We start from the raw sequence: 23,347 nt of genomic DNA on the forward strand, positions 1-23,347 counted from the left end.
GTTCCCGTTGGCTGCCGATGGCGACGCGAACACCTCGCCGCCCAATTGAAAACGGGCACGCCTTCTTGCGAAGGCATGCCCGCTTGAAACTCTTCCTGCGACGCGCGCGTGCTCAGTGCACGCTCACCGCTTGCAGCTCGTTGCTCCAGGCGTTGGCGACCGCGGCTTCGCGGCTGTCGGTCAGCATGATCGGCGTGCCGTCGGCGGCGTGGAGCGCGAAAAGCTTGAGGCCCGGCGCGATCCTGGGCGCCTCGGGGAACAGGCCCGGCACGTCCTCGGAGCGGATCTGCTTCACATAGGCGATATGGCCTTCGCCCAGGGTTGCCAGCGTCTCCGGAGAGACGTTCTTGGCTTCGTATTCGAACGCAACGTGACCTTCACTCATGGTCTCGACTCCTCTGGAACACTAAGCGGTCGAGTCCGCTACTCGTTCCATTATTCGTGCTCATTGATAGCGATTGTCTTAACGATCCGCTCCGGTTCAGGCCGGGCCAGATCGATCGACAACAACCCGTTCTTCAGATCCGCGCCCAGCACCAGCATCCCCTCCGCCAGCACGAAGGTGCGCTGGAAGTGGCGCGCGGCGATGCCGCGATGGATGTATTGCCGGGTCTTGTCGTCCTGCTGTCGCCCGCGGATCACGAGCTGGTTTTCCTCAATGGTTACATCGAGTTGGTCGCGCGTAAATCCGGCGACCGCCAGCGTGATGCGCAAACGCTCGGGCTGGCCGTCCGTGCGGTCGCACCTCTCGATATTGTAGGGAGGATAACCGTCGGCGCCTTTGACGACCCGATCGAGCACGCGCTCGATCTCGTCAAAGCCCAGCAGGAAGGGACTGGAGAGCGTTGGAACACGAGACATAGTTTACAAAGTCCTCGCAGAAAGCGACTTTGGTGCATCAGGGCCCGCGAGCGGCGCCCCTTGATCAGCAATATGGGCATGTTCCCCTGTGGGTTCAAGGACGTAGCGGGGGAGGTTGTGGACGGGCCCCTTTCCGCCATCGCCCGAATGCCTGGTTCGTCATGGTTGGCATGACGCTTCGTGAGAGGCGATTTATCCCAACAAAAACAAACCCCCTTCTACTGTGCATGGGGTTGTTTTCGCACTTTTGTCGTCGGGCCCCGGAGCCGCTCAGCCCTTAAGCCGCGTCCGCCCGTCGTCACTGAACAGATGCAGCTTGGCCCGCACCGCCGCGACCCGGATTCTCGCGCCGATGGCGGGCGCTTGGGTTCCGGGAATGCGGACGATGACCTCGCCGGGCGGCAGCTCGCCGGGCGTGGCGGCGACGCGCTGATCCTCCTGCTCCCGCGAGCCGTAGACGAAGGTCTCGGCGCCGACGCGCTCGATGGCTTCGACGGTGAGCGGCAGGGCGACGCCGCCGGCCGGCGTCTCGTCGGTGATGACAAAATCCTCCGGGCGGATGCCGACGATGCCGGCGTCGGCTGCGGCGCTGCCGGCGAGCTGCGACCGGATCTCCTCGGGCCGCGTCGACATCAAGTTCATCGGCGGCGCGCCGATGAAGGAGGCGACGAAGGTCGTCGCCGGCTTCTCGTAGATATCAAGCGGATTGCCGACCTGCTCGACCTGGCCGCCGTTCATCACGACAAGAATGTCGGCGAGCGTCATCGCCTCGAGCTGGTCATGGGTGACGTAGATCGACGTCGTGTTGAGCCGGCGCTGCAATTTGCGGATCTCGACCCGCATCGCGATGCGCAGCTTGGCGTCGAGGTTGGAGAGCGGCTCGTCGAACAGGAACACTTTCGGCTGGCGCACGATGGCGCGCCCCATGGCGACGCGCTGGCGCTGGCCGCCGGAGAGCTGACGCGGCTTGCGCTCCAGCATCGACGTGAGCTCGAGGATGCGCGCGGCCTCGTCGACGCGGGTTCTGATCTCGGCTTCCGCCATGCCGCGGTTGCGCAGGCCGTAGGCCATGTTGTTGTAGACGCTCATATGCGGATAGAGCGCGTAGTTCTGGAACACCATCGCAATGTCGCGATCGGCGGGCTCTACTCCGTTGACGATGCGGCCGCCGATGTCGATCTCGCCGCCGGTGACCGTCTCCAGCCCCGCGACCATGCGCAGCAGCGTGGACTTGCCGCAGCCGCTTGGTCCGACCAGCACGCAGAACTGTCCGTCGCCGACATCGACATCGACGCCCTTGATGGCCTCGAAGCCGCCGGGATAGGTCTTGCGGACGCTGCGCAGGGTGACGTTAGCCATGGGTTGCACCAGCGAATAGCGAGTAGGGAATGGCGAATGGGGACTTGTTAGCACGCAACGCGGACGCAGCGACCCCATTCGCCACTCGCCATTCACTATTCGCCATCTTCACTTTTCCGTCTCGACCAGGCCGCGCACGAACAATTTCTGCATGGCGACGACGACGACCACCGGCGGCAGCATGGCCAGCACGGCGGTTGCCATCACGATCGGCCATTCGGTCAGCGCGTCGGTGGTGGTGATCATCTTGCGGATGCCGATCTGGATGGTCTGCATGTCGTCGCGCGTGGTGATCAACAGCGGCCAGAGATATTGATTCCAGCCAAGGATGAACAGGATCACGAACAGCGCCGCCATGTTGGTGCGCGACAGCGGCAAGAGCGTATCCCAGAAGAAGCGGAAGGGGCCGGCGCCGTCGATGCGCGAGGCTTCCAGCAATTCGTCCGGCACCGTCATGAAGAATTGGCGGAACAGCAGCGTCGCGGTGGCCGATGCGATCAGCGGCAGCGACAGGCCGGCATAGCTGTCGAGCATGTGCAGGTCGGCGACGATCTTGTAGGTCGGATAGATGCGCACCTCGACGGGCAGCATCAAAGTGATGAAGATGATCCAGAAGATCGCCATCCGGAACGGAAAGCGGAAATAGACGATCGCATAGGCGGAGATGATCGAGACCGCGATCTTGCCGAGCGCGATCAGCATCGCCATCACCAGCGAGTTCAGCATCATGTTGCCGACCGGCTCGCGGGTGGAGCCGCTCGTGCCGATGAAGATCGTCTTATAGTAGGTTTCGAGAAAATGGCCACCCGGCAGCAGCGACATCTGCCCGTTGGCGATCACCGCGTTGTCCTGGGTTGAGGCCACGAAAGCGAGATAGACCGGGAAGGCGACGATCGCGATCCCGATCCAGAGGATGATATGGGCAATGTAGCGCCGAAAGCCTTCTTCCTCGACCATCAGTAGGTCACCTTGCGTTCGACGAAGCGGAACTGGATGCCCGTCAGCACGATGACCATGATCATCAGGATCACCGATTGCGCCGCGGAGCTGCCGAGGTTGCCGCCGAGCAGGCCGTCGGTATAGACCTTGTAGACCAGCGTCTCCGTCGACTTGCCCGGACCGCCGCGGGTCATGGTGTCGATGATGCCGAACGTGTCGAAGAAGGCGTAGACGATGTTGACGACCAGCAGGAAGAAGATTGTCGGCGACAGCAGCGGGAAGATCACGGTCCAGAACCTGCGCATCGGGCGGGCGCCGTCGATCGCAGCCGCCTCGATCACGCTGCGCGGGATGCTCTGGAGGCCGGCGAGGAAGAACAGGAAGTTGTAGGAGATCTGCTTCCAGGCGGCCGCCATGATGATCAGGGCAGCTGCCTGATTGCCGTCGAGCAGCGGATTCCAGTCGATACCTAGGGTGCGCAAGTAGCGCGCGAGCACGCCGAGCGAAGGGTGCAGCATGAAGATCCAGAGCACGCCGACGACCGGCGGCGCCACCGCATAGGGCCAGATCAGCAGCGTGCGGTAAAGCGTGCCGCCACGCAGCGGCTTGTCGGCCATGACCGCGAGCAGCAGCGCGAATGACAGCGACGAGATCGCGATGGCGAACGAGAAGAAGAAGGTGCGGACGATCGCCTCGAAATAGGCGCGCTCCTTGAACAGGTCGATATAGTTCTCGAACCAGACGAAGCTGGTTGACAGGCCGAAGGCGTCCTGGAGCAGGAAGGACTGGATTACCGCCTGCAAGGCCGGCCAGTAGAAGAATATCAGGACGATCGCGAGCTGCGGCGCAACCAGCGCATAGGGCAACAGCTTCGATTGGAAAATGGCTTGCTTTTGCATGATGCCCGCGGGGGGCGGCAGGCCGGCTGACCGGCCTGCCGCTTGTCGCCTTACTTCACGGCGGTCTTTTCGAACTGGCGCAGCATGGTGTTGCCGCGCTCGACGGCCGCGTCCAGCGCCTGCTTGGCGGTCTTCTTGCCGGCCAGCGCCTGCTCGATCTCCTCCGCCCAGACGTCACGGAGCTGCACCATGTTGCCGAGGCGCAGGCCGCGCGAATTCTCGGTCGGCTCCTTGTTGGTCAGCTCGAGCAGCGGCGTTTCGAGATAGGGCTGGTCCTTGTAGAAGCCATCCGCCTTGGCCTTGTCATAGGCCGCCTTGGTGATCGGCAGATAGCCCGAGGCCTTGTGGATGTAGACTTGGCGATCGGTGTCCGAGAGGAAGGAGAAGAATTTGGCGACGCCCTTGTACTCGTCGGCCGACTTGCCGCCCATCACCCAGAGCGAGGCACCGCCGATGATCGAGTTCTGCGGCGCGCCCTTGGCGTCCGGGTAATAGGGCATCGGCACCGCGGTGAAGGCGAACTTGGCCTGCGCCTTGACGTTGCCGAAGAACGCCGACGAGGTCAGGTAGAGCGGGCATTCACCCGACGTGAAGCGGCCTTCGCCGGTGTTGGTGCGGCCGGCATAGTCGTAGGTCTTGTCCTTCTGGAGCTCGACCAGATTTTCGAGATGCTTGACCTGGAGCGGACCGCTGAAGGACAGCACGGTGTCGAAACCGTCGAGGCCGTTGGCCTTGCTGGCGAGCGGCACGTTGTGCCAGGCGGAGAGCTGCTCGAGATTGACCCAGGTGACCCAGGAGTTGGAGAAGCCGCAGGTGGCGTGCCCGGCCGCCTTCAGCTTCTTGGCGGCGTCGAATACTTCGGGCCAGGTCTTCGGGATCTCGACATTCGCTTTCTTCAGCGCGTCGAGATTGACCCACATCACCGTCGAGGACGAGTTGAACGGGAAGGACAGCATCTCGCCCTTCGAGGTCGAGTAGTAGCCGGTGATCGCGGGCAAGTAGGCCTTCGGATCGAACTTCTCGCCGGTCTCGGCCATCAGCTTGTAGACCGGCTTCACGGCGCCGGTGGCCGCCATCATGGTGGCGGTGCCGACCTCGAACACCTGCATGATGTGCGGCGCGTTGCCGGCGCGGAACGCGGCGATGCCGGCGTTCATCGTATCGGCGTAGTTGCCCTTGTAGGTCGGGATCACCTTGTAGTCGCTCTGCGTGGTGTTGAAATCGTTGGCGAGCCTGACGATGACGTCGTTATTGGCGCCGGTCATGGCGTGCCACCACTGGATTTCGGTTACCGCGAGTGCCGGCGAGGCGCCGAGACCAATTGTGAGTGCGACGGCCGCCGCCGTGCCAAAATGTCGAAGAGCCATCAAGAACCTCCCTTGCCCGTCACTAAAAAGAAGCGCTTGCGCTAGCAGCGCCATATGACGTTCACATGACTGTGTAAGCGGGAGAAACGAAAGCAGCAAGCGCGGCCAGATGGGAAGTCGTCAAATAGGCCAAGACGGAGCCGTCAGCCAACTCCGTTCGCGCTGCACATACGTGCGCGCGCCGCAGTGCGGCATCGGTTGATGCGGAGTAATTAGCCGCGGGCTCAGAAACCTCTCCCGCTTGCGGGAGAGGTCGGCGCGTCCGGGCGATGCGAAGCATCGTCCCGCGCGCCGGGTGAAGGTTCTATCCTCTAGGGGGATTGTCCCCAATGCGGAGGCACCCTCTCCCCAACCCTCTCCCGCAAGCGGGAGAGGGAGCGCACCACCGTTGACGCTCGCCTTAGCTCAGCGTTTCCGCTCGGGACCGCAGACCGTGCCCTTTTCGACCATCGCGTCGATCTCGGCCTTGGAGTAGCCGAACTCGCCCAGCACCTCGGCCGCGTGCTGGCTGAATTTCGGCGGCACGCGGCGCAGGCTCGGCTTGCTGCGATCGAGCCGGATCGGCGAGGCCACGCCCTTGTACCAGTCCTTCTCGATAATATCGCCACGCGCGATCGTGTGCGGGTTCGTCAACGCCTGGTCGATCTTCTGCACCGGCCCCGCGGGCAGGCCCGCCGCGAGCAGGCGGTTGCACAGCGGCTCGGCCTCGTGCTGGCTGAACACGGCGGCAAGCTCGGCGCGCAGTGCCTCGCGATTGGCGATGCGGTCCTTGTTACGGGCAAAGCGTGGATCGGTGCCGAGCTCGGGCTTGCCGATCTCTTTCGCCAGCTTGCGGAAGGTGCCGTCATTGCCGACGCCGATGAAGATGTTGTCGGTCTTGGTCGGAAAGATCGCGTAAGGGACGAGGTTCGGATGCTCGTTGCCGGTGAGACCAGGCGGCTTGCCATGCATGAAATAATTCGCGGTGTGCGGATGCATGATGGCAAGGCCGGTCTCGTACAGCGTCGTCTCCAGGAACTGGCCCTTGCCCGACCGCTGCCGCTCCGACAGCGCCATCAGGATGCCGATCGCCGCATAAAGTCCGGTGGTGATGTCGACCAAGGGCACGCCGATCCGCATCGGCCCGCTCTCGGGCGAGCCGGTCGCCGCGATCATGCCGGTCATGGCCTGGATGATGGCATCATAGCCGGGGTTGCCGCCGCGCGGGCCGTCGGCGCCGAAGCCGCAGATCCGGCAATGCACGAGGCGGGGATATTTCTTGCTGAGGACGTCGTTGCCGATGCCCCATTTCTCCAGCGTGCCCGGCTTGAAATTCTCGATCAGGACGTCGGCGGTCTCCAGCATCTTGAGCAGCACGATTCGGCCGCCCTCGGAGGCGAGGTCGAGGCCGATCGAGCGCTTGTTGCGGTTGATGCCGACGAAATAGGCCGCATCCTCTTCGTGGAACGGAGGGCCCCATTCGCGCACCTCGTCGCCCGCGGGCGGCTCGACCTTGATCACGTCGGCGCCGTGGTCGGCGAGGATCTGGGTGCAGTAGGGACCGCCGAGCACGCGCGTGAGATCGATGACGCGCAGTCCGCTCATGGCGCCCGTTGCTGCTTCAGTCATGCCTTCGCTTCCCTGTGTCGATCATTGGATCACAGGCCTAGCGAGGTTTGTTTGCGCCAGCAATGGCGCCGAGCGTGGAGCCGTATGCGCCGCCGTGCAGCCATGCCGCGGGGTGGCAAATTTCCTCGTAAGTGGCCGGCCCGAGGAGGCCCCGGGCCAGCCGATCCGCGCTGCCGATCAGACCACCGTCAGGCGAACGTCAACGTTGCCGCGCGTGGCATTGGAGTACGGGCACACCTGGTGCGCCTTCGCCACCAGCGCCTCGGCATCTGCACGGGCAAGGCCCGGCAGCGAGACCGCAAGGTCGATATCGAGGCCGAAGCCGCCCTCGGAGCGAGGGCCGATGCCGACGGTCGAGGTGACCGAGGCATCCGCAGGCACCTTCGGGCCGCCCTGCGAGGCCACGAACTTCATCGCGCCGATGAAGCAGGCGGCATAGCCGGCCGCGAACAGCTGCTCGGGATTGTTGCCAGCGCCGCCGCCACCGCCGAGCTCCTTCGGCGTGGTGAGCTTGACGTCGAGCGCGCCGTCGAGGGTCGCAGCATGGCCGTCGCGGCCGCCGGTGGCCTTGGCGCTGGTCTTGTAGAGGACGTTCACAGACATTTTCGTCTCCTCGGGTCTTTCCGGGTTGGGGTGCAAGCTTTATCGCAGACAATTAGATTGCGCGCAATCTAATTCGTCGCGCCTCACATTTAATTGTTCGCAATTGAATGTGCCGCCGGCCGGGCCCAGAATGAGAGAAACGCGCGAGATTCGTCATGGCCCGGAAATCAACGGTGGTAGACCCGCTTCGCCTCGACAACCAGATCTGCTTTGCGGTCTATTCCGCCACGCACGCCTTCAACCGCGTCTACAAGCCGCTGCTCGATCGGCTCGGCCTGACCTATCCGCAATATCTGGTCATGCTGGTGCTGTGGGAGCGGGACGACGTGCCGGTCAAGGAGATCGGCGAGAAGCTGTTCCTGGATTCGGGCACGCTGACGCCGCTGCTCAAACGGCTCGAGGCTGCCCATCTCGTCAGGCGCACCCGCTCGCGCGAGGACGAGCGCCAGGTCCTGATCGCCCTGACGGCGCAGGGCCATGCGCTGAAGGAGAAGGCGCGCAACGTGCCGCAATCGATCCTGGCGGCGTCGGACTGCTCGGTGTCAGAACTGGTCGCGATGAAGGACGAGATCGTGGCGCTGAGGGATCGGCTGAATGCGGTGATCGGGGAGTAGGGGGCTAAAGCCGCTTCTTGGCGAAGGCGCGGCCTGATGCCGACTTCAAGTACTTTTCGAATGCGACGGCCTGCTTCTCGTCGCTGAATGCGACGTAAGTCTTGAGCCGCCAAGGTCCGTATTTCGAAGTGTGGGGCACCTCGCCAGCATTGTGCTTTGTCAGTCGGGCGCGGAGGTCGTCGGTGATCCCGACGTAGAAATGGAGGGAATCGAGGCTCTCCAAGATGTAGACGTACTTCATCGCACTCCCCCCGGTTGTCGAAGAGAGTTTACACCCGCCCTTGTTTTGCTGAAGCCCGGCTTCGCCCTTCGGGCTACGCCGCGGCAGCCTTCGCTAGCTTCGCCACGAGGGAGCGGAGCTGGCTTGCCGAGCCGAAGCTGGCGAAGCCAGCGAAGGCTGGTGGAGCCAGGCGGGATCGAACCGCCGACCTCTTGCATGCCATGCAAGCGCTCTCCCAGCTGAGCTATGGCCCCTTAACCCTAGATGGAGTGAACCTGGTCGATCACCCCGGACCGGCGAGCCTTCCGACTCGCGCGGTGCACCCTTTTTCACAGATCAGGGCTGATCTCAAGTCTCTTCATCACCGCCGACATCACCAATGATGTCGGTCACGTCCTCATCGCCCTCTTCCTCGTCCGCAATGAAGGTCGAATCGTCGTCATCATCGTCGTCGAGGGTCTCGTCGACCTCGATATCGTCCTCCGATTCGGGCACGACCGCCTTGACCTTGCCGGTGTTCTCCTCGGCATCGGCCTCCTCGAGCGAGACCAACTCCTCGGCCTCCGCCGGCTCCGGCGCGTTGTCCTGGGCCATGTTGCGGGCCTCGGCCGCACGGGGCCCGCGGGCAGGAGCGACCGGGGCGATCGGCACCACTTCGCCGGTATAGGGCGAGATCACCGGATTCTTGTTGAGGTCATAGAATTTCTTGCCCGTGGTCGGGCAAATACGTTTGGTTCCGAGTTCGGACTTGGCCACGGCAGGAATCCTGGGAATGTCTGAAAAGCGGTGCTTCACTTGGCTAGTTGGCGGCCCGCTGTCAATAGCGCATTACGGGAGAACGACATGCCCGTGACGGGGCGCGGACCATGTGGTACCTGCGCGCCAGCCCACCGGGCCTATTCAAGGACACAATCTTGACCCATTCCGACCAACCGAGGCCGCTCCAGTCTCGCGCCAGCGGTCTCCTGACCGGGAAAGTACGGGTGCCCGGCGACAAGTCGATCTCCCACCGCGCCCTGATCCTGGGCGCGCTCGCGGTCGGCGAGACCAGGATTTCGGGCCTGCTCGAGGGCGAGGACGTCCTCAACACCGCCAAATCGATGCAGGCGCTGGGCGCCAGGGTCGAGCGCACCGGCGATTTCGCCTGGACCGTCAACGGCGTCGGGGTAGGAGGCTTCGCCCAGCCCAAGGCAGCACTGGATTTCGGCAATTCCGGCACCGGCTGCCGGCTGGTCATGGGCGCCGTCGCCGGCTGCCCGATTTCGGCGGTGTTCGACGGCGACGCCTCGCTGCGCAGCCGTCCGATGCGCCGGATCCTCGATCCGCTGGAGAAGATGGGTGCCAGGGTCACCGCCGGCGGCGAGGGCGGGCGCCTGCCGCTGACCCTCCAGGGCGCGCGCGACCCCCTGCCGATCGTCTACAAGACCCCTGTGGCCTCGGCCCAGATCAAATCCGCCGTGCTGCTGGCGGGCCTCGCCGCTCCCGGCACCACCACGGTCATCGAGACCGAGGCCAGCCGCGACCACACCGAGCTGATGCTGAAGCATTTCGGCGCCGACATCACCTCGGTCCAGGAAGGCCGGCACGGCCGCCGCATCACGCTGGTGGGCCAGCCCGAGCTGCATGGCGCCAATGTCGTGGTGCCCGCCGATCCCTCTTCGGCCGCCTTCCCGATCGTCGCGGCGCTGATCGCGGAGGGCTCCGATGTCGTGCTGTCCGACGTCATGACCAATCCGCTGCGCACCGGGCTGTTCACCACGCTGCGCGAAATGGGCGCCTCCATCGAGGAGAGCGAAGTGCGCGGCGATGCCGGCGAGCCGATGGCGCGCTTGCGCGTGCGGGCGTCGAAGCTGCGCGGCGTCGAGGTGCCGCCCGAGCGCGCGCCGTCGATGATCGACGAATATCTGGTGCTGGCGGTGGCGGCGTCGTTCGCCGAAGGCACCACGATCATGCGCGGCCTGCAGGAGCTGCGTGTCAAGGAATCCGACCGGCTTGAAGCCACGGCCGCCATGCTGCGCGTCAACGGCGTCAAGGTCGAGGTCTCCGGCGACGATCTGATCGTGGAGGGTCGCGGCCACGTCCCGGGCGGCGGCACTGTCGCCACCCATATGGACCATCGCATCGCGATGTCCGCGCTGGTGATGGGCTGCGCCTCCGATCAGCCCGTGACCGTCGACGACACCGCCTTCATCGCCACCAGCTTTCCGGATTTCATTCCGATGATGCGTTCGCTAGGGGCCGAGTTCTCATGATCATCGCCATCGACGGGCCCGCGGCTTCGGGCAAGGGGACGCTCGGCAAGCGTCTCGCCCACCATTACGGCTATCGTCATCTCGATACCGGCGTGATCTATCGCGCGGTCGCCTATGCCCTGATGCAGTCGGGGCACGATCTCAACGACGAGGCGGCTGCGGTGCAGGCCGCGCTGGAGCTCGATCCCGAAAAGTTCGGCAATCCTGCGCTGAAGACCCAGAAGGCCGGCGAGGGTGCCTCGATCGTCTCGGCAATCCCTCGGGTTCGCGAGGTTCTGGTCAATTTCCAGCGCCAGTTCGCGGCCGATCCGCCCGGCGCCGTGCTCGACGGCCGGGATATTGGAACCGTGATCTGTCCCCATGCCGACGTGAAGATCTTCGTGGTCGCCGACCCCAGGGTCCGCGCGCGGCGCCGCACCATGGAGGCCAAAGCGCGGGGCGAGGAGGCGGACGAGGCGGCCGTGCTCGCCGACATCCTCCAGCGTGACGAACGTGACAAGAATCGGTCGATTGCGCCTTTGAAACCGGCCCCGGATGCTTACTTGCTAGATAACTCCCAACTGGATATAGAAGGCGGCGTCCGGGCCGCCATCGACATTATCGAGGCTGTCCGAGCGGGCCGGTCGCGGGGTTAAGCCGCCGCCGTCATTGGAGGAAGTGCCCGCTCCCGCTCTTTGAGGTCGATACGCTTCGTCCCGGTTTCGGGACCGGCGCGATCCAGGTTCCGGACAAGCTTTCAACGTATCGAACGCGCGGGCCTCAGCCGGCCCGCTTCCGCTGTTCTGGTCGCTAGATCGGGGCAACGAGCGGTCGCTCGAAGGTCTTGCGGACCTTCCGACACTGCGCGCGCGATGCGCCCATGAACCCAACGGCCGGCAAGACATCCGCAACTGGAGAACAAATGGCTTCGACTTCTGCTGATACCTATAGCCCGTCGCGCGATGATTTCGCCGCGATGCTCGACGAGTCCTTTGCAGGCGGCAACCTGCAGGAAAGCTCCGTCGTCAAGGGCAAGGTGGTTGCAATTGAAAAGGACATGGCCGTCATCGACGTCGGCCTGAAGACCGAGGGCCGCGTCGCGCTGCGCGAATTTTCCGGCCCCGGCCGTGAGAGCGACCTCAAGGTCGGCGACGAGGTGGAAGTGTTCCTCGATCGCATCGAAAACGCCCTCGGCGAAGCCGTGCTGTCGCGCGACAAGGCGCGACGCGAAGAGAGCTGGGGCAAGCTGGAGAAGGCGTTCCAGAACAACGAGAAGGTCAACGGCGTCATCTTCAACCAGGTCAAGGGCGGCTTCACCGTCGACCTCGACGGTGCCGTGGCCTTCCTGCCGCGCTCGCAGGTCGACATCCGTCCGATCCGCGACGTTGCGCCGCTGATGAACAACTCGCAGCCGTTCCAGATCCTGAAGATGGACCGCCGCCGCGGCAACATCGTCGTGTCCCGCCGCACGGTGCTCGAAGAGACCCGGGCCGAGCAGCGCCAGGAGCTGGTGCAGAACCTCGAAGAGGGTCAGGTCATCGACGGCGTGGTCAAGAACATCACCGATTACGGTGCGTTCGTTGACCTCGGCGGCATCGACGGCCTCCTGCACGTCACCGACATCGCGTGGCGCCGCGTCAACCACCCGACCGAGGTGCTCTCGATCGGCCAGACCGTGAAGGTCAAGATCATCAAGATCAACCACGAGACGCACCGCATCTCGCTGGGCATGAAGCAGCTGCTGGACGATCCGTGGCAGGGCATCGAAGCCAAGTACCCGCTGGGTGCCCGCTTCACCGGCCGCGTCACCAACATCACCGACTACGGTGCGTTCGTCGAGCTCGAGCCGGGCATCGAAGGCCTGATCCACGTCTCCGAGATGTCGTGGACCAAGAAGAACATGCACCCCGGCAAGATCGTGTCGACCTCGCAGGAAGTCGACGTGCAGGTGCTGGAAGTGGATTCCGTCAAGCGCCGCATCTCGCTCGGCCTCAAGCAGACCATGCGCAACCCCTGGGAGGTCTTCGTCGAGAAGCACCCGACCGGTTCGGTGGTCGAGGGCGAGGTCAAGAACAAGACCGAGTTCGGCCTGTTCCTGGGCCTCGAGGGCGACGTCGACGGCATGGTCCACCTCTCCGATCTCGACTGGAAGCTTCCGGGCGAGCAGGTGATCGACAACTACAAGAAGGGCGACATGGTGAAGGCCGTGGTGCTCGATGTGGACGTCGAGAAGGAGCGCATCTCGCTCGGCATCAAGCAGCTCGAAGGCGACCCCTTCGCCGAGCCGGGCGATGTCAAGAAGGGTGCGGTCGTGACCTGCGAAGTGCTCGAAGTGAAGGAAAGCGGTATCGAGGTGAAGATCGCCGGTACCGACTTCACCACCTTCATCAAACGCTCCGAGCTCGCCCGTGACCGCAACGACCAGCGCGCCGAACGCTTCGCCGTCGGCGAGAAGGTCGATGCCCGCGTGATCCAGTTCGACAAGAAGGCCCGCAAGGTCCAGGTGTCGATCAAGGCGCTCGAAGTCGCCGAAGAGAAGGAAGCCATCGCGCAGTACGGCTCCTCGGATTCGGGTGCGACGCTGGGCGACATCCTCGGCACCGCGCTGAAGAACCGCGACAGCAAGTAAGCGAAACGCAAGTTTTGCTGCATCAAGGCCCCGGCGCGAGCCGGGGCTTTTTTGTTGCTGTCTCCACGAACTCCGCTGTCGTCCCGGACAAGCGACGCGAGGCGGAGCGCCGATCCGGGACCCATAACCCCAGGGAGGAGTTTGACGAAGACTCGGAGTTGCCAGCTCGCCTCGACGACTCCTCCTTGAGGTTATGGATCCCCGCCCCCGTGCGCAATTGCGCGCACTAGGCGGGGATGACGACTGAGTCTGCGGCGACTTGCTCGCCCCACACCAGGCCTTGTTTTCTTCAAATTGGCCCGCAATTGATGTATCGAGATAAGCCAATGGTCACGCCGTGACGGCACAACGCGCCTTCATTTGGAGATATTCCGATGTCGCTGGATTCGGACATCATCGTCGATCGCCGCAGGATCCGCCGCAAGCTGACGTTCTGGCGGGTGACGGCGGCACTGATCGCGATCGCGGCGATTGCAAGCTTCGCGCTGATTGCGACGCCCGGTGCACGCGGCACCCTCGCATCCGCCGGCTCGATCGCGCGCGTCCAGATCGAGGGATTGATCCGCAGCGATTCCGACCGCACGCAGGCGCTGGAGCGGCTCGAGAATTCGCAGGCCGCCGCCGTCATCGTTCACATCAACTCGCCCGGCGGCACCACCGCCGGCTCCGAGCAGCTCTATGACTCGCTGGTCCGTCTCAAGGCGAAAAAGCCGCTGGTGGTGGTGGTGGAGGGGCTGGCCGCCTCCGGGGGCTACATCACCGCGATTGCGAGCGACCACATCGTCGCCCAGCAAAGCTCCCTGGTCGGCTCCATCGGCGTGCTGTTCCAGTACCCCAACCTCTCCGAACTCATGAAGACCATCGGCGTCAAGGTCGAGGAGGTGAAGTCCTCGCCGCTGAAGGCGGCGCCCAACGGTTTTGAGCCGACCAGTCCCGAGGCGCGCGCCGCGCTCGATGCGCTGGTGAAGGATTCCTATGCCTGGTTCAAGGGAATGGTGAAGGAGCGGCGTGGCATGGATGACACGCAGCTCGAAAAAGTCGCCGACGGCCGTGTCTTCACCGGGCGCCAGGCGATTGATCTGAAGCTGATCGACCAGATCGGCGACGAGAAGACGGCCGTGACCTGGCTGGTCGAGCAGAAGGGCGTCAAGAAGGGGCTACCGGTGCGCGATTACAAGCTTCAGCCGCGCTTCGGCGACCTGCCGTTCCTGAAGACCGCGGCCGCATTGACGCTGGAAGCGCTCGGTTTGGGCTCGATCGCGCACCAGATCGGGCAAACCGGCGTCGCGCAGGCTGTGGATCGGCTCGGAATGGATGGAATGCTGGCCTTGTGGCAGCCGGCTGCGTCCAACTGACCGTCGGCAGGCGAGTTCCAGAGCTTTTTCGCGTCTGACGCGTGCTGGTGAAGCCTGCTTTTTCGGCATTTGTCACGCATTTTCACGACGCCCATCCTTGATTTAGCGTCTTGACAGATCACGGTATTTTCACGGAAATGGTCATCCGCACGCTCCCGGGTCCTATCTCTCGATGATCAAATCCGAACTTGTTCAGCGTATCGCCGAGCACAACCCGCATCTGTACCAGCGGGATGTCGAGAACATTGTGAATGCGATTCTCGAAGAGATCGTAGCGGCGCTTGCACGCGGTGATCGCGTGGAGCTGCGCGGCTTCGGTGCCTTCTCGGTCAAGCACCGCCCTGCGCGCGCAGGGCGCAATCCACGCACCGGCGCCCATGTGCCCGTCGATCAGAAGAGCGTTCCGTTCTTCAAGACCGGCAAGGAGATGCGCGAGCGGCTGAACCGCGACCATCCGGATCCCGGCGGCGCAGACTGAAGCGCGACGTGAGCGCGCTTTGGGGTTTTTCGCGGTCGCACAGGATGCGGCCGCAAGCTTGATTCAAGGCGAGCGAAGCCAGATGCGAAAGTTCCTGACCGCGCTGATCGTACTTCCGCTGGGCCTCATCCTGGTGGCGTTCGCCGTCGCCAACAGGCATTTCGTCACGGTCTCCTTCGACCCCTTCATTGCCGACGACCCCTCGCTGTCGATCACCCTGCCGCTGTTCCTGTTGCTGATCCTGGCGGCGGCCCTGGGCGTTGTCGCGGGCGGCTCCGCCGTCTGGTTCGGCCAGCGGCGCTGGCGGCGCGCGGCGCGCCGGAATGACGCGGAGGCCCGGGCCGTCAGGGCCGAACTGGCCGATCTGCGGGCCCAGGCGACTGCAGCGAAGGCGGAGTCCCAGCGCCTTCCCGTTCCCTCCGGGATGGGCCTGTACGGGCCCGTCGGGCGAGACAAGCAGCGCGCGACGTTGTAGAAGCGGCCCCGACCGAAAAGCCCCGTTTTCCGGCCGCGGACCCCGCGGCCTCTACCCGCTTTGAGACCATGTCCCTGCTCGTCAAGATCTGCGGCCTGTCCACGCGCGAGACGCTCGAAACGGCGCTCGAGGCAGGCGCCGACATGGTCGGGTTCGTGTTCTTCCCGCCGTCGCCCCGGCACCTGTCCCTGGAGCTCGGCCGTGACCTCGGCCGTCAGGTCAACCGGCGCGCGCTCAAGGTGGCGCTCACGGTCGATGCCGATGACGCAACGCTCGACAACATCATGGACGCGCTGTCGCCGGACATCTTCCAGCTCCACGGCGGGGAGAGCGTGGCGCGGCTGCGCGACATCAAGCAACGCTTCGGCCGCCCGGTGATGAAGGCGGTGCCGGTCGCGACAGCGGCCGATCTCGCGGTGCTGCCCGGCTACGCCGCGGTCGCCGACCGCATCCTGTTCGATGCGCGCGCGCCGAAGGACGCGACGCGGCCCGGCGGTCTCGGGGAGCCCTTCGACTGGCACCTGCTCGAAAAGCTCGATCTGAAACTGCCCTATATGGTTTCGGGGGGGCTGCACGCCGACAATCTGGCCGAGGCACTCCGCGTCACCCGCGCCGGCGGCGTCGACGTGTCCTCGGGCGTCGAGATCGCGCCCGGCGTCAAGGATCCTGACATGATCAAGGCCTTCATCCGCGCCGCGCGCGGCACCCAAGAGTTGAGCGTACGATGAACATCGCCAAACCAAACTCCTACCGCAGCGGCCCCGACGATCGCGGTCATTTCGGCATTTTCGGCGGACGCTTCGTCGCCGAAACCTTGATGCCGCTGATCCTCGACCTGGAGAAGGCCTACACCGCGGCCAAGGCCGATCCGGCGTTTCAGGCCGAGATGAACGGCTATCTCAAGAACTATGTCGGCCGGCCCTCGCCGCTCTATTTCGCCGAGCGCCTGACCGAACATCTCGGCGGCGCCAAGATCTACCTCAAGCGTGAAGAGCTCAACCACACCGGCTCGCACAAGGTGAACAACGTGCTCGGCCAGATCATGCTGGCACGGCGCATGGGCAAGAAGCGCATCATCGCCGAGACCGGCGCGGGCCAGCACGGCGTTGCCACCGCGACGCTGTGCGCGCGCTTTGGCCTCGAATGCGTGGTCTATATGGGCGCTGTCGACGTCGAGCGGCAGCAGCCCAACGTCATCCGCATGGAGATGCTGGGTGCCAAGGTGATGCCGGTGCAGTCGGGCACGCGCACGCTGAAGGACGCCATGAACGAGGCGCTGCGCGACTGGGTCACCAACGTGCATAACACGTTCTATTGCATCGGCACGGTGGCGGGTCCGCATCCCTATCCGACCTTGGTGCGCGATTTCCAGTCGATCATCGGCAACGAGACCAAGGCACAGATGCAGGAGATCGAGGGACGCCTGCCGGATTCGCTGGTGGCCTGCATCGGCGGCGGCTCGAATGCGATGGGCCTGTTCCATCCGTTCCTCGATGATCCCTCCGTCGAGATCTTCGGCGTCGAAGCCGCCGGCCATGGCCTGACGCAGCTGCATGCGGCCTCGATCGCGGGCGGCCGTCCCGGCGTTCTCCACGGCAACCGCACCTATCTCTTGATGGATGCCGACGGCCAGATCCAGGACGCGCATTCGATCTCAGCCGGTCTCGATTATCCCGGCATCGGCCCCGAGCATTCCTGGCTGCACGAGGTCGGGCGCGTCAATTATCTCTCCGCAACCGATGACGAGGCGCTCGCCGCGTTCCAGCTGCTGTCAAAGCTCGAAGGCATCATCCCCGCGCTCGAGCCCGCGCATGCCATCGCCAAGGTGATGGAGCTCGCGCCGAAGCGGCCGCGGGACCACCTGATGGTCGTCAATCTCTCCGGCCGCGGCGACAAGGACGTCCCGCAGGTCGGCGACATCCTGAGGGGCAAGAAGTGACCACGCGTATCGACACCCGTTTTGCCGAGCTGAAAAGCCAAGGCCGCGCGGCCTTCGTTACCTACGTGATGGCCGGCGATCCCGATCCCGCGACCTCGCTCGCGATCGTCAAGGCGCTGCCGAAGTCCGGCGCCGACGTCATCGAACTCGGCATTCCTTTCACCGATCCGATGGCGGATGGTCCCTCGATTCAGGCTGCAGGCCTGCGTGCGCTCAAGATCGGCATGACCTTGAAGAAGACGCTGGAGCTGGTGCGCGACTTCCGCAAGGACGACAATGTCACGCCGCTGGTGCTGATGGGCTATTACAATCCGATCTACATCTACGGCGTCGACAAGTTCTTGGCTGATGCCAAGACATCAGGCGTCGACGGCCTGATCATCGTCGATTTGCCACCGGAGGAAGACGACGAGCTCTGCATTCCCGCGCTGAAGGCGGGGCTCAACTTCATTCGCCTGGCGACGCCGACCACCGACGACAAGCGCCTGCCTGCGGTGCTCGCGAACACATCAGGCTTCGTCTATTACGTCTCGATCGCCGGCATTACCGGTGCAGCGGCGGCGGACGCCAATGCCGTCGGCGAAGCTGTCGCGCGCATCAAGCGGCATACCAGGCTGCCGATCTGTGTCGGTTTCGGCATCCGCACGCCGGAGGCGGCGCGCGCCATTGCCGAGAAGGCCGATGGTTCGGTGGTTGGCACCGCGCTGGTCGACGCCCTCAAGAACAGCCTCGACGCCGAGGGACGGGCGACCGCCAAAACCGTTAACGCAGTCGCCGAATTGACGGCCGCTCTGGCCCAGGGCGTCAAGGGCGCGCAGCAGGCGGCGGAATAGGCCATAATTCCGCTGTAGCTCTTTAATTTGAGCATGATCCGGTCGGAAAACCGCTTCACACTTTCCGGATCATGCTCAACGCGGGCGACACGGCGGCTTGCCGGGCAGATGTCCGGCCGCCATATATCCTTCAGGCGATTCCCAGCGGGATCGCACATCGGAGCAAACCATGAACTGGCTTACCAATGTGGTCCGGCCGAAGATCCGCAACATGCTGCGGCGGGAGACGCCGGAGAATCTGTGGATCAAGTGCCCGGATTCCGGACAGCTCGTGTTCTACAAGGACGTCGAGGCCAACCAGTTCGTCATCCCCGGCTCTAACTACCACATGCGCATGGGCGCGGTGGCGCGTCTCAAGTCGATCTTCGACAACGAGACCTGGTTCGACGTGGCGCTGCCCGAGGTCACGCCTGACCCGCTCAAGTTCCGTGATGAGAAGAAATACGTCGACCGCGTCAAGGACGCGCGGGCGCGGACCAATCTGAACGACGCTGTCAAGGTCGGCTACGGCAAGCTCGAAGGCGCCGCCGTCGTCGTCGCCGTGCAGGACTTTGACTTCATGGGCGGTTCGCTCGGCATGGCTGCGGGCGAGGCGATCGTGCGCGGGATGGAGCTCGCGGTCGAGAAGAAGTCGCCGTTCATCGTGTTCGCCGCGAGCGGCGGCGCCCGCATGCAGGAAGGCATTTTGTCCCTGATGCAGATGCCGCGCACCACCGTTGCGGTGCAGATGCTGCGCGAGGCAAAGCTGCCCTATATCGTCGTGCTGACGAATCCCACCACCGGCGGCGTCACCGCGTCCTACGCGATGCTCGGCGACGTCCAGATCGCCGAGCCCGGCGCGCTGATCGGCTTTGCCGGCGCGCGCGTGATCGAGCAGACCATCCGCGAGAAGCTGCCTGAAGGTTTCCAGCGCGCCGAGTACCTCAAGGAGCACGGCATGGTCGACATGGTCGTGCATCGCCACGAGCTGCGGCCGACGCTGGCGCGGCTCTGCCGCCTCTTGACCAAGGCGCCGGCGCAGGAAGGTGCATCGAAGCCGGCGCAGCCGGTGGCGAGCCCGGCGCAGATCGTATCCGCCGCCGAGACGGCGCCGGCAGCGCCGCACGCGTGAACGTCTCCCCTGACAGTGCAAAGACGCCGCTCGACGAAGTGATCGGGCGGCTGTCGGCTCTGCATCAGAAGCGCATCGATCTCGGGCTGGAGCGGATGCACCGCCTGCTCGAACGGCTCGGCCACCCCGAACGCAAGCTGCCGCCGGTGATCCACATCGCCGGCACCAATGGCAAGGGCTCGACGCTCGCTTATCTGCGCGCGACGCTGGAGGCATCAGGTCTTCGCGTCCACGCCTACACCTCGCCCTATCTCGTCCGCATCAACGAATGCTTCCGGCTCGGCCGCCTCAGTGGCGGCGTGCTCGTTGGCGACGACGAGCTGCGCGCGGCGTTGGAAGAGGTCGAGCGCGTCAATGCCGGCGAGGCCGCGACATTATTTGAGCTGAAGACGGCGGCTGCCTTCCTGCTGTTCGCGCAGAACCCGGCCGACATCGTGCTGCTCGAAGTCGGCCTCGGCGGCCGGCTGGATTCGACCAATGTGGTCGATGCGCCGGCGGCCTCTGTGATCACGCCCGTCAGCATGGATCACATGGAGTTCCTCGGCGATACGCTGGCGTCGATTGCCGGCGAAAAGGCCGCGATCATCAAGCGCGGGGTGCCCGTGATTTGCGCCGAGCAGATGCCGGAAGCGATGGCCGTGATCGACGCGCAGGCGAGACGCATGCATGCGCCGCTGTTCGCCGCAGGCGAGAGCTGGCACGTCAGTGTCGAGCGCGGGCGCCTGGTCTATTCCGACGATCGCGGCTTGATGGACCTGCCGGCGCCGCGTCTGTTCGGGCGCCACCAATTCGCCAATGCAGGGCTCGCGATCGCGACGCTGCGCGCGCTGCCGACCATCAAGGTCAACCACGCCGCGTTCGAGGCCGGCATCGTCGGTGCCGACTGGCCGGCGCGGATGCAGCGCCTCACCTCGGGCGAGTTGCTGTCCTGGGGTCCGCAGGGCTCGGAAATCTGGCTCGACGGCGGCCACAATGCCGACGGCGGCCGCGTGGCGGCCGCCGCGCTCGGCGATCTCGAAGAGCGGGTGTCGCGGCCGCTGGTGATCATCGCCGGCATGATGGCCAACAAGGATGCGCACGCCTTCCTCGCCAATTTCGCCGGCCTCACCCGTCACATCATCGCAGTGCCGATTCCCGACACCGAGAATGCGATGCCGGTCGACCGTCTCGCTGACGCCGCGCGCAGCCTCGGCATGCGCGTCGAGCCCGCCCCCGGCGTCGAAGCCGCTCTGCGTGCGCTGGCGCATCTCGCCTACGAGCTGCCGCCGCGCATCCTGATCACGGGCTCGCTGTATCTCGCCGGCCACGTGCTGGCAATCAACGGCACGCCGCCTGCATAGATGGTCTCGTGTCCCGGACAAGGCGCATCGCGCAAGACGTGCTGCGCTGCGTCCGGGCACGAGAGGAGAGATAGCAACAATGCGCTTTGCCGCGATTGCCGATATTCACGGGAATTACCTCGCGCTGGAGGCCGTACTCGCCGACATCCGCGCGCTCGGTATTGCCGACATCGTCAATCTCGGCGACATGCTGAGTGGCCCGCTCGATGCGCGCCGCACCATTGAGATCCTGATGCCGCTCGACGCCGTGCACGTGCTTGGCAATCACGACCGTTATTTGCTCGACCGTCCGCCGGAGAAAATGGGTTCGTGGGATCGTCTTGCCTACGAACAGCTCGACGCCGCCCACCTCGACTGGCTGCGCGCGCAGCCGATGACGCGTGTCTTCCGTGAGCAGGTGTTCCTGTGCCACGCGACGCCAGATAATGACGAGGTGTACTGGCTCGACAGCGTGCATCCCGACGGCACGGTGGCGCTGTCCGCGCTCGACCACATCGAGCAACTCGCCCAAGGAATCACGCAATCGCTGATCCTGTGCGCCCACACCCATCTCGCACGCGCGGTGCGCCTGCGCGACGGCCGGCTGATCGTCAATCCCGGCAGCGTCGGCAGCCCCGGCTATCGCGACAAGCATCCGTACCCGCATGTGGTCGAGGCCGGCACGCCGCACGCGCGCTATGCGATCCTCGAACGCGTCGAGGCTGCCTGGCAGGTGACGTTCCGCCACGTCGCCTACGATCACGAGGCCATGGCCGCGCTGGCGCGCCGCAACGGTCAGCCGGAGCTTGCCAACGCGCTGGCAACGGGGTGGATCAGCTAGAACATGTCGTGTCCCGGACAAGGTGCATCGCTCAAGCGATGAGCCGCAGAGCCGGGACCCAGCTCGTGGTTCTGGGCCCCGGCTCTGCAGCGCTTCGCGCTGCGTCCGGGGCACGAGACCGCATCACTTCAACAGCTTCATCGGATCGGCCGCCTTCTGCTTCAACTGCTCGAACGTGCATTGACGCGGCGCCTTGTCCGGGCGCCAGCGCAGGATCGAGGTGCCGTGGCGGAAGCGTTCGCCGCTGAAATGGTCGTAGCAGACCTCGATCACCAGCTTCGGCTTCAGCGGACACCACTTTGCGGAGCGCTCGGTCGACCAGCGGCTCGGCCCGCCCGGCGCGTTGCCGGTGAAGCCGGGCTCACCGATCAGTGCTTCGAGCCGATCGGTCAAGGCTGGCTTCTCATCCGCCTTGATCGCCGAGGTGAAGCCGACATGGTGCAGCAGGCCGTCATCTTCGTAGAGCCCGAGCAGCAGCGAGCCGACAACGTTCCGGCCGGCGATCTTGTTGCTGGCATAGCGGAAGCCGCCGACCACGCAATCGGCGCTGCGGAATTTCTTGATCTTCTGCATGCCGTCGCGATTGCCCGCCTGGTAGGGCAGGTCGATGCGCTTGGCGATGACGCCGTCCGAGCCGCCGCCGGATTGCGCCAGCCACTTTTTGGCTGTGGCGTAGCTCGTCGTCGCCGGTGAGAGGCGGAAGAGGCTGTTCTTGAGGTTGGCTTTCGCGAAGGCTTCCAGCGCCGGCCGGCGCTCGCGCAGCGACTTCTCAGCCAGGCCCTTCTGTCCGGATGTCGCGAGCAGATCGAAGACGAGGTAGAGCGCCGGTGTCTCCACTGAGAGCTTCTTCACGCGGCTGGCCGCCGGATGGATTCGTTGCAGCAGCGCGTCGAAGGAAAAGCTCTTGCCGTGCGGCACGACGATTTCGCCGTCGAGCGTGAAGCGGTCGGCCTTCAGCGCCAAGGCCGCAGTGACGACTTCCGGGAAATAGCGCGCGAGGTCTTCGCCGGATTTGGAGCGCAGATCGACGTTGCTGCCGTTGCGCGCCAGCAGGCAGCGGAAGCCGTCCCACTTGGGTTCATATTGCCATTCACCGCCGCGCGGGATCGCGTCGACAGAACGCGCCTCCATTGCGGCGAGAGAGGTGGGCTTGCGGTCGCGCTTTCGCGGAGGAGCAGGCAAGGGCGGGACTCGTCATACGCTGAACACGTCCCATCAACGCCAAACGGCCGGCTTTCGCCGGCCGTTGCCGAAAATAATCTTGCGCCAATAATCCCGCGCCGGTGGATCAGACCGCGGAGGTGATCCACTGCTGCAGCTTCGCCTTCGGCGCCGCGCCGACCTGGCGCGAAGCCATCTCGCCGCCCTTGAAGATCATCAGGGTCGGGATCGACATCACGCCATACTTCGAGGCGGTCTTCGGGCTCTCGTCGACATTGAGCTTCACGATCTTGACCTTGTCGCCCATCGCGCCGGCGATCTCGTCGAGAGCGGGTGCGATCATGCGGCAGGGGCCGCACCATTCGGCCCAGAAATCGACGACCACGGGGCCGTTCGCCTTGAGCACTTCGGCTTCGAAATCGGCGTCGGAAACCTTGCTAACGGCCATTGGGAGTACCTCACTCGGTTGAAAGAGAATCGGCGCGACCTGGAATCGCGCCCGGGA

Annotated in this window: 25 protein-coding genes and 1 tRNA gene; 13 read left to right on the forward strand and 13 right to left on the reverse strand. The window is 64.7% G+C overall.

Features of this window, described 5'->3' with window-relative positions:
* Positions 1-112: 112 nt before the first annotated feature.
* The 8 genes from ACM43_RS24400 to ACM43_RS24435 form a co-directional block, all read right to left on the reverse strand.
* A complete protein-coding gene (locus ACM43_RS24400; protein ID WP_271543423.1) occupies positions 113-385 on the reverse strand; it encodes a DUF1150 domain-containing protein in 273 nt (90 codons plus the stop codon).
* A gap of 50 nt (positions 386-435) precedes the next feature.
* Complete coding sequence (locus ACM43_RS24405) at positions 436-861, reverse strand: Hsp20 family protein (protein WP_024338612.1); 426 nt, start codon at positions 859-861, stop codon at positions 436-438.
* Positions 862-1,131: 270 nt separating this feature from the next.
* A complete protein-coding gene (locus ACM43_RS24410) occupies positions 1,132-2,220 on the reverse strand; it encodes a sn-glycerol-3-phosphate import ATP-binding protein UgpC (RefSeq protein WP_271543425.1) in 1,089 nt (362 codons plus the stop codon).
* Positions 2,221-2,328: 108 nt separating this feature from the next.
* Positions 2,329-3,177, reverse strand: coding sequence for a sn-glycerol-3-phosphate ABC transporter permease UgpE (ugpE, locus tag ACM43_RS24415; RefSeq protein WP_157285999.1), 849 nt, complete (start codon positions 3,175-3,177; stop codon positions 2,329-2,331).
* A complete protein-coding gene (gene ugpA / locus ACM43_RS24420) occupies positions 3,177-4,058 on the reverse strand; it encodes a sn-glycerol-3-phosphate ABC transporter permease UgpA (RefSeq protein ID WP_157285998.1) in 882 nt (293 codons plus the stop codon). Before ugpA ends, ugpE begins: the two co-directional genes overlap by 1 nt.
* 50 nt (positions 4,059-4,108) lie before the next feature.
* Complete coding sequence (gene ugpB, locus ACM43_RS24425; RefSeq protein WP_271543429.1) at positions 4,109-5,425, reverse strand: sn-glycerol-3-phosphate ABC transporter substrate-binding protein UgpB; 1,317 nt, start codon at positions 5,423-5,425, stop codon at positions 4,109-4,111.
* A gap of 405 nt (positions 5,426-5,830) precedes the next feature.
* Positions 5,831-7,033: a CaiB/BaiF CoA transferase family protein gene (locus tag ACM43_RS24430; RefSeq protein ID WP_036009143.1), complete on the reverse strand. Its 1,203-nt coding sequence runs from the start codon at positions 7,031-7,033 to the stop codon at positions 5,831-5,833.
* 177 nt (positions 7,034-7,210) lie between these two features.
* A complete protein-coding gene (locus ACM43_RS24435) occupies positions 7,211-7,636 on the reverse strand; it encodes an organic hydroperoxide resistance protein (RefSeq protein WP_036009140.1) in 426 nt (141 codons plus the stop codon).
* A 155-nt stretch (positions 7,637-7,791) separates the two neighbouring features.
* Between ACM43_RS24435 and ACM43_RS24440 the strand changes: the two genes are divergently transcribed.
* Positions 7,792-8,250 carry a MarR family winged helix-turn-helix transcriptional regulator gene (locus ACM43_RS24440; RefSeq protein WP_157285996.1) on the forward strand — a complete coding sequence of 153 codons (459 nt, stop codon included), beginning with the start codon at positions 7,792-7,794 and terminating at the stop codon, positions 8,248-8,250.
* A 4-nt stretch (positions 8,251-8,254) separates the two neighbouring features.
* Here ACM43_RS24440 and ACM43_RS24445 read toward each other — a convergent pair whose 3' ends face one another.
* From ACM43_RS24445 to ACM43_RS24455, 3 genes are all read right to left on the reverse strand, one after another.
* On the reverse strand, positions 8,255-8,491 hold the full coding sequence (locus ACM43_RS24445) for a GIY-YIG nuclease family protein (RefSeq protein WP_271543430.1): 237 nt from the start codon (positions 8,489-8,491) through the stop codon (positions 8,255-8,257).
* Between the two features lie 157 nt (positions 8,492-8,648).
* Positions 8,649-8,724, reverse strand: a tRNA-Ala gene (locus tag ACM43_RS24450).
* Between the two features lie 94 nt (positions 8,725-8,818).
* The gene (locus ACM43_RS24455) at positions 8,819-9,226 is read right to left on the reverse strand and encodes a TIGR02300 family protein (RefSeq protein WP_036024433.1); all 408 of its coding nucleotides are present in this window, start codon (positions 9,224-9,226) and stop codon (positions 8,819-8,821) included.
* A 158-nt stretch (positions 9,227-9,384) separates the two neighbouring features.
* On the opposite strand from ACM43_RS24455, the gene aroA reads away from it, so the two are divergent.
* From aroA to ACM43_RS24515, 12 genes are all read left to right on the forward strand, one after another.
* Positions 9,385-10,722, forward strand: coding sequence for a 3-phosphoshikimate 1-carboxyvinyltransferase (aroA, locus tag ACM43_RS24460; RefSeq protein ID WP_271543431.1), 1,338 nt, complete (start codon positions 9,385-9,387; stop codon positions 10,720-10,722).
* Positions 10,719-11,357: a (d)CMP kinase gene (gene cmk / locus ACM43_RS24465; protein ID WP_271543432.1), complete on the forward strand. Its 639-nt coding sequence runs from the start codon at positions 10,719-10,721 to the stop codon at positions 11,355-11,357. Before aroA ends, cmk begins: the two co-directional genes overlap by 4 nt.
* A 266-nt stretch (positions 11,358-11,623) precedes the next feature.
* On the forward strand, positions 11,624-13,330 hold the full coding sequence (rpsA, locus tag ACM43_RS24470) for a 30S ribosomal protein S1 (protein WP_036009120.1): 1,707 nt from the start codon (positions 11,624-11,626) through the stop codon (positions 13,328-13,330).
* A 374-nt stretch (positions 13,331-13,704) separates the two neighbouring features.
* Positions 13,705-14,685, forward strand: coding sequence for a signal peptide peptidase SppA (gene sppA / locus ACM43_RS24475; protein WP_157285992.1), 981 nt, complete (start codon positions 13,705-13,707; stop codon positions 14,683-14,685).
* Between the two features lie 172 nt (positions 14,686-14,857).
* The gene (locus tag ACM43_RS24480; protein WP_124162406.1) at positions 14,858-15,163 is read left to right on the forward strand and encodes an integration host factor subunit beta; all 306 of its coding nucleotides are present in this window, start codon (positions 14,858-14,860) and stop codon (positions 15,161-15,163) included.
* An 82-nt stretch (positions 15,164-15,245) separates the two neighbouring features.
* Positions 15,246-15,638: a lipopolysaccharide assembly protein LapA domain-containing protein gene (locus ACM43_RS24485; protein ID WP_157285991.1), complete on the forward strand. Its 393-nt coding sequence runs from the start codon at positions 15,246-15,248 to the stop codon at positions 15,636-15,638.
* 68 nt (positions 15,639-15,706) lie between these two features.
* On the forward strand, positions 15,707-16,366 hold the full coding sequence (locus ACM43_RS24490) for a phosphoribosylanthranilate isomerase (RefSeq protein WP_271543435.1): 660 nt from the start codon (positions 15,707-15,709) through the stop codon (positions 16,364-16,366).
* Entirely contained in the window at positions 16,363-17,577 is a 1,215-nt protein-coding gene (gene trpB / locus ACM43_RS24495) for a tryptophan synthase subunit beta (RefSeq protein WP_157285989.1), read from the forward strand. Before ACM43_RS24490 ends, trpB begins: the two co-directional genes overlap by 4 nt.
* Complete coding sequence (gene trpA / locus ACM43_RS24500) at positions 17,574-18,410, forward strand: tryptophan synthase subunit alpha (protein ID WP_271543438.1); 837 nt, start codon at positions 17,574-17,576, stop codon at positions 18,408-18,410. Before trpB ends, trpA begins: the two co-directional genes overlap by 4 nt.
* Positions 18,411-18,579: 169 nt before the next feature.
* Positions 18,580-19,521, forward strand: coding sequence for an acetyl-CoA carboxylase, carboxyltransferase subunit beta (accD, locus tag ACM43_RS24505; RefSeq protein WP_157285988.1), 942 nt, complete (start codon positions 18,580-18,582; stop codon positions 19,519-19,521).
* Complete coding sequence (locus tag ACM43_RS24510; RefSeq protein ID WP_271543440.1) at positions 19,518-20,861, forward strand: bifunctional folylpolyglutamate synthase/dihydrofolate synthase; 1,344 nt, start codon at positions 19,518-19,520, stop codon at positions 20,859-20,861. The genes accD and ACM43_RS24510 overlap by 4 nt, the downstream gene beginning before the upstream one ends.
* A gap of 79 nt (positions 20,862-20,940) precedes the next feature.
* Positions 20,941-21,681, forward strand: coding sequence for a metallophosphoesterase family protein (locus tag ACM43_RS24515; RefSeq protein ID WP_271543442.1), 741 nt, complete (start codon positions 20,941-20,943; stop codon positions 21,679-21,681).
* Positions 21,682-21,804: 123 nt separating this feature from the next.
* On the opposite strand, the gene ACM43_RS24520 is transcribed toward ACM43_RS24515, so the two are convergent.
* Positions 21,805-22,812, reverse strand: a complete 1,008-nt coding sequence (locus tag ACM43_RS24520) for an ATP-dependent DNA ligase (RefSeq protein ID WP_271543695.1) — start codon at positions 22,810-22,812, stop codon at positions 21,805-21,807.
* Between the two features lie 157 nt (positions 22,813-22,969).
* Positions 22,970-23,290 (reverse strand): thioredoxin, encoded by a 321-nt coding sequence (gene trxA, locus ACM43_RS24525; RefSeq protein ID WP_008540017.1) that lies wholly within the window; start codon positions 23,288-23,290, stop codon positions 22,970-22,972.
* Between the last annotated feature and the right edge of the window lie 57 nt (positions 23,291-23,347).

The sequence above is a fragment of the Bradyrhizobium sp. CCBAU 45321 genome (assembly GCF_028128975.1).
GTDB lineage: Bacteria > Pseudomonadota > Alphaproteobacteria > Rhizobiales > Xanthobacteraceae > Bradyrhizobium > Bradyrhizobium yuanmingense.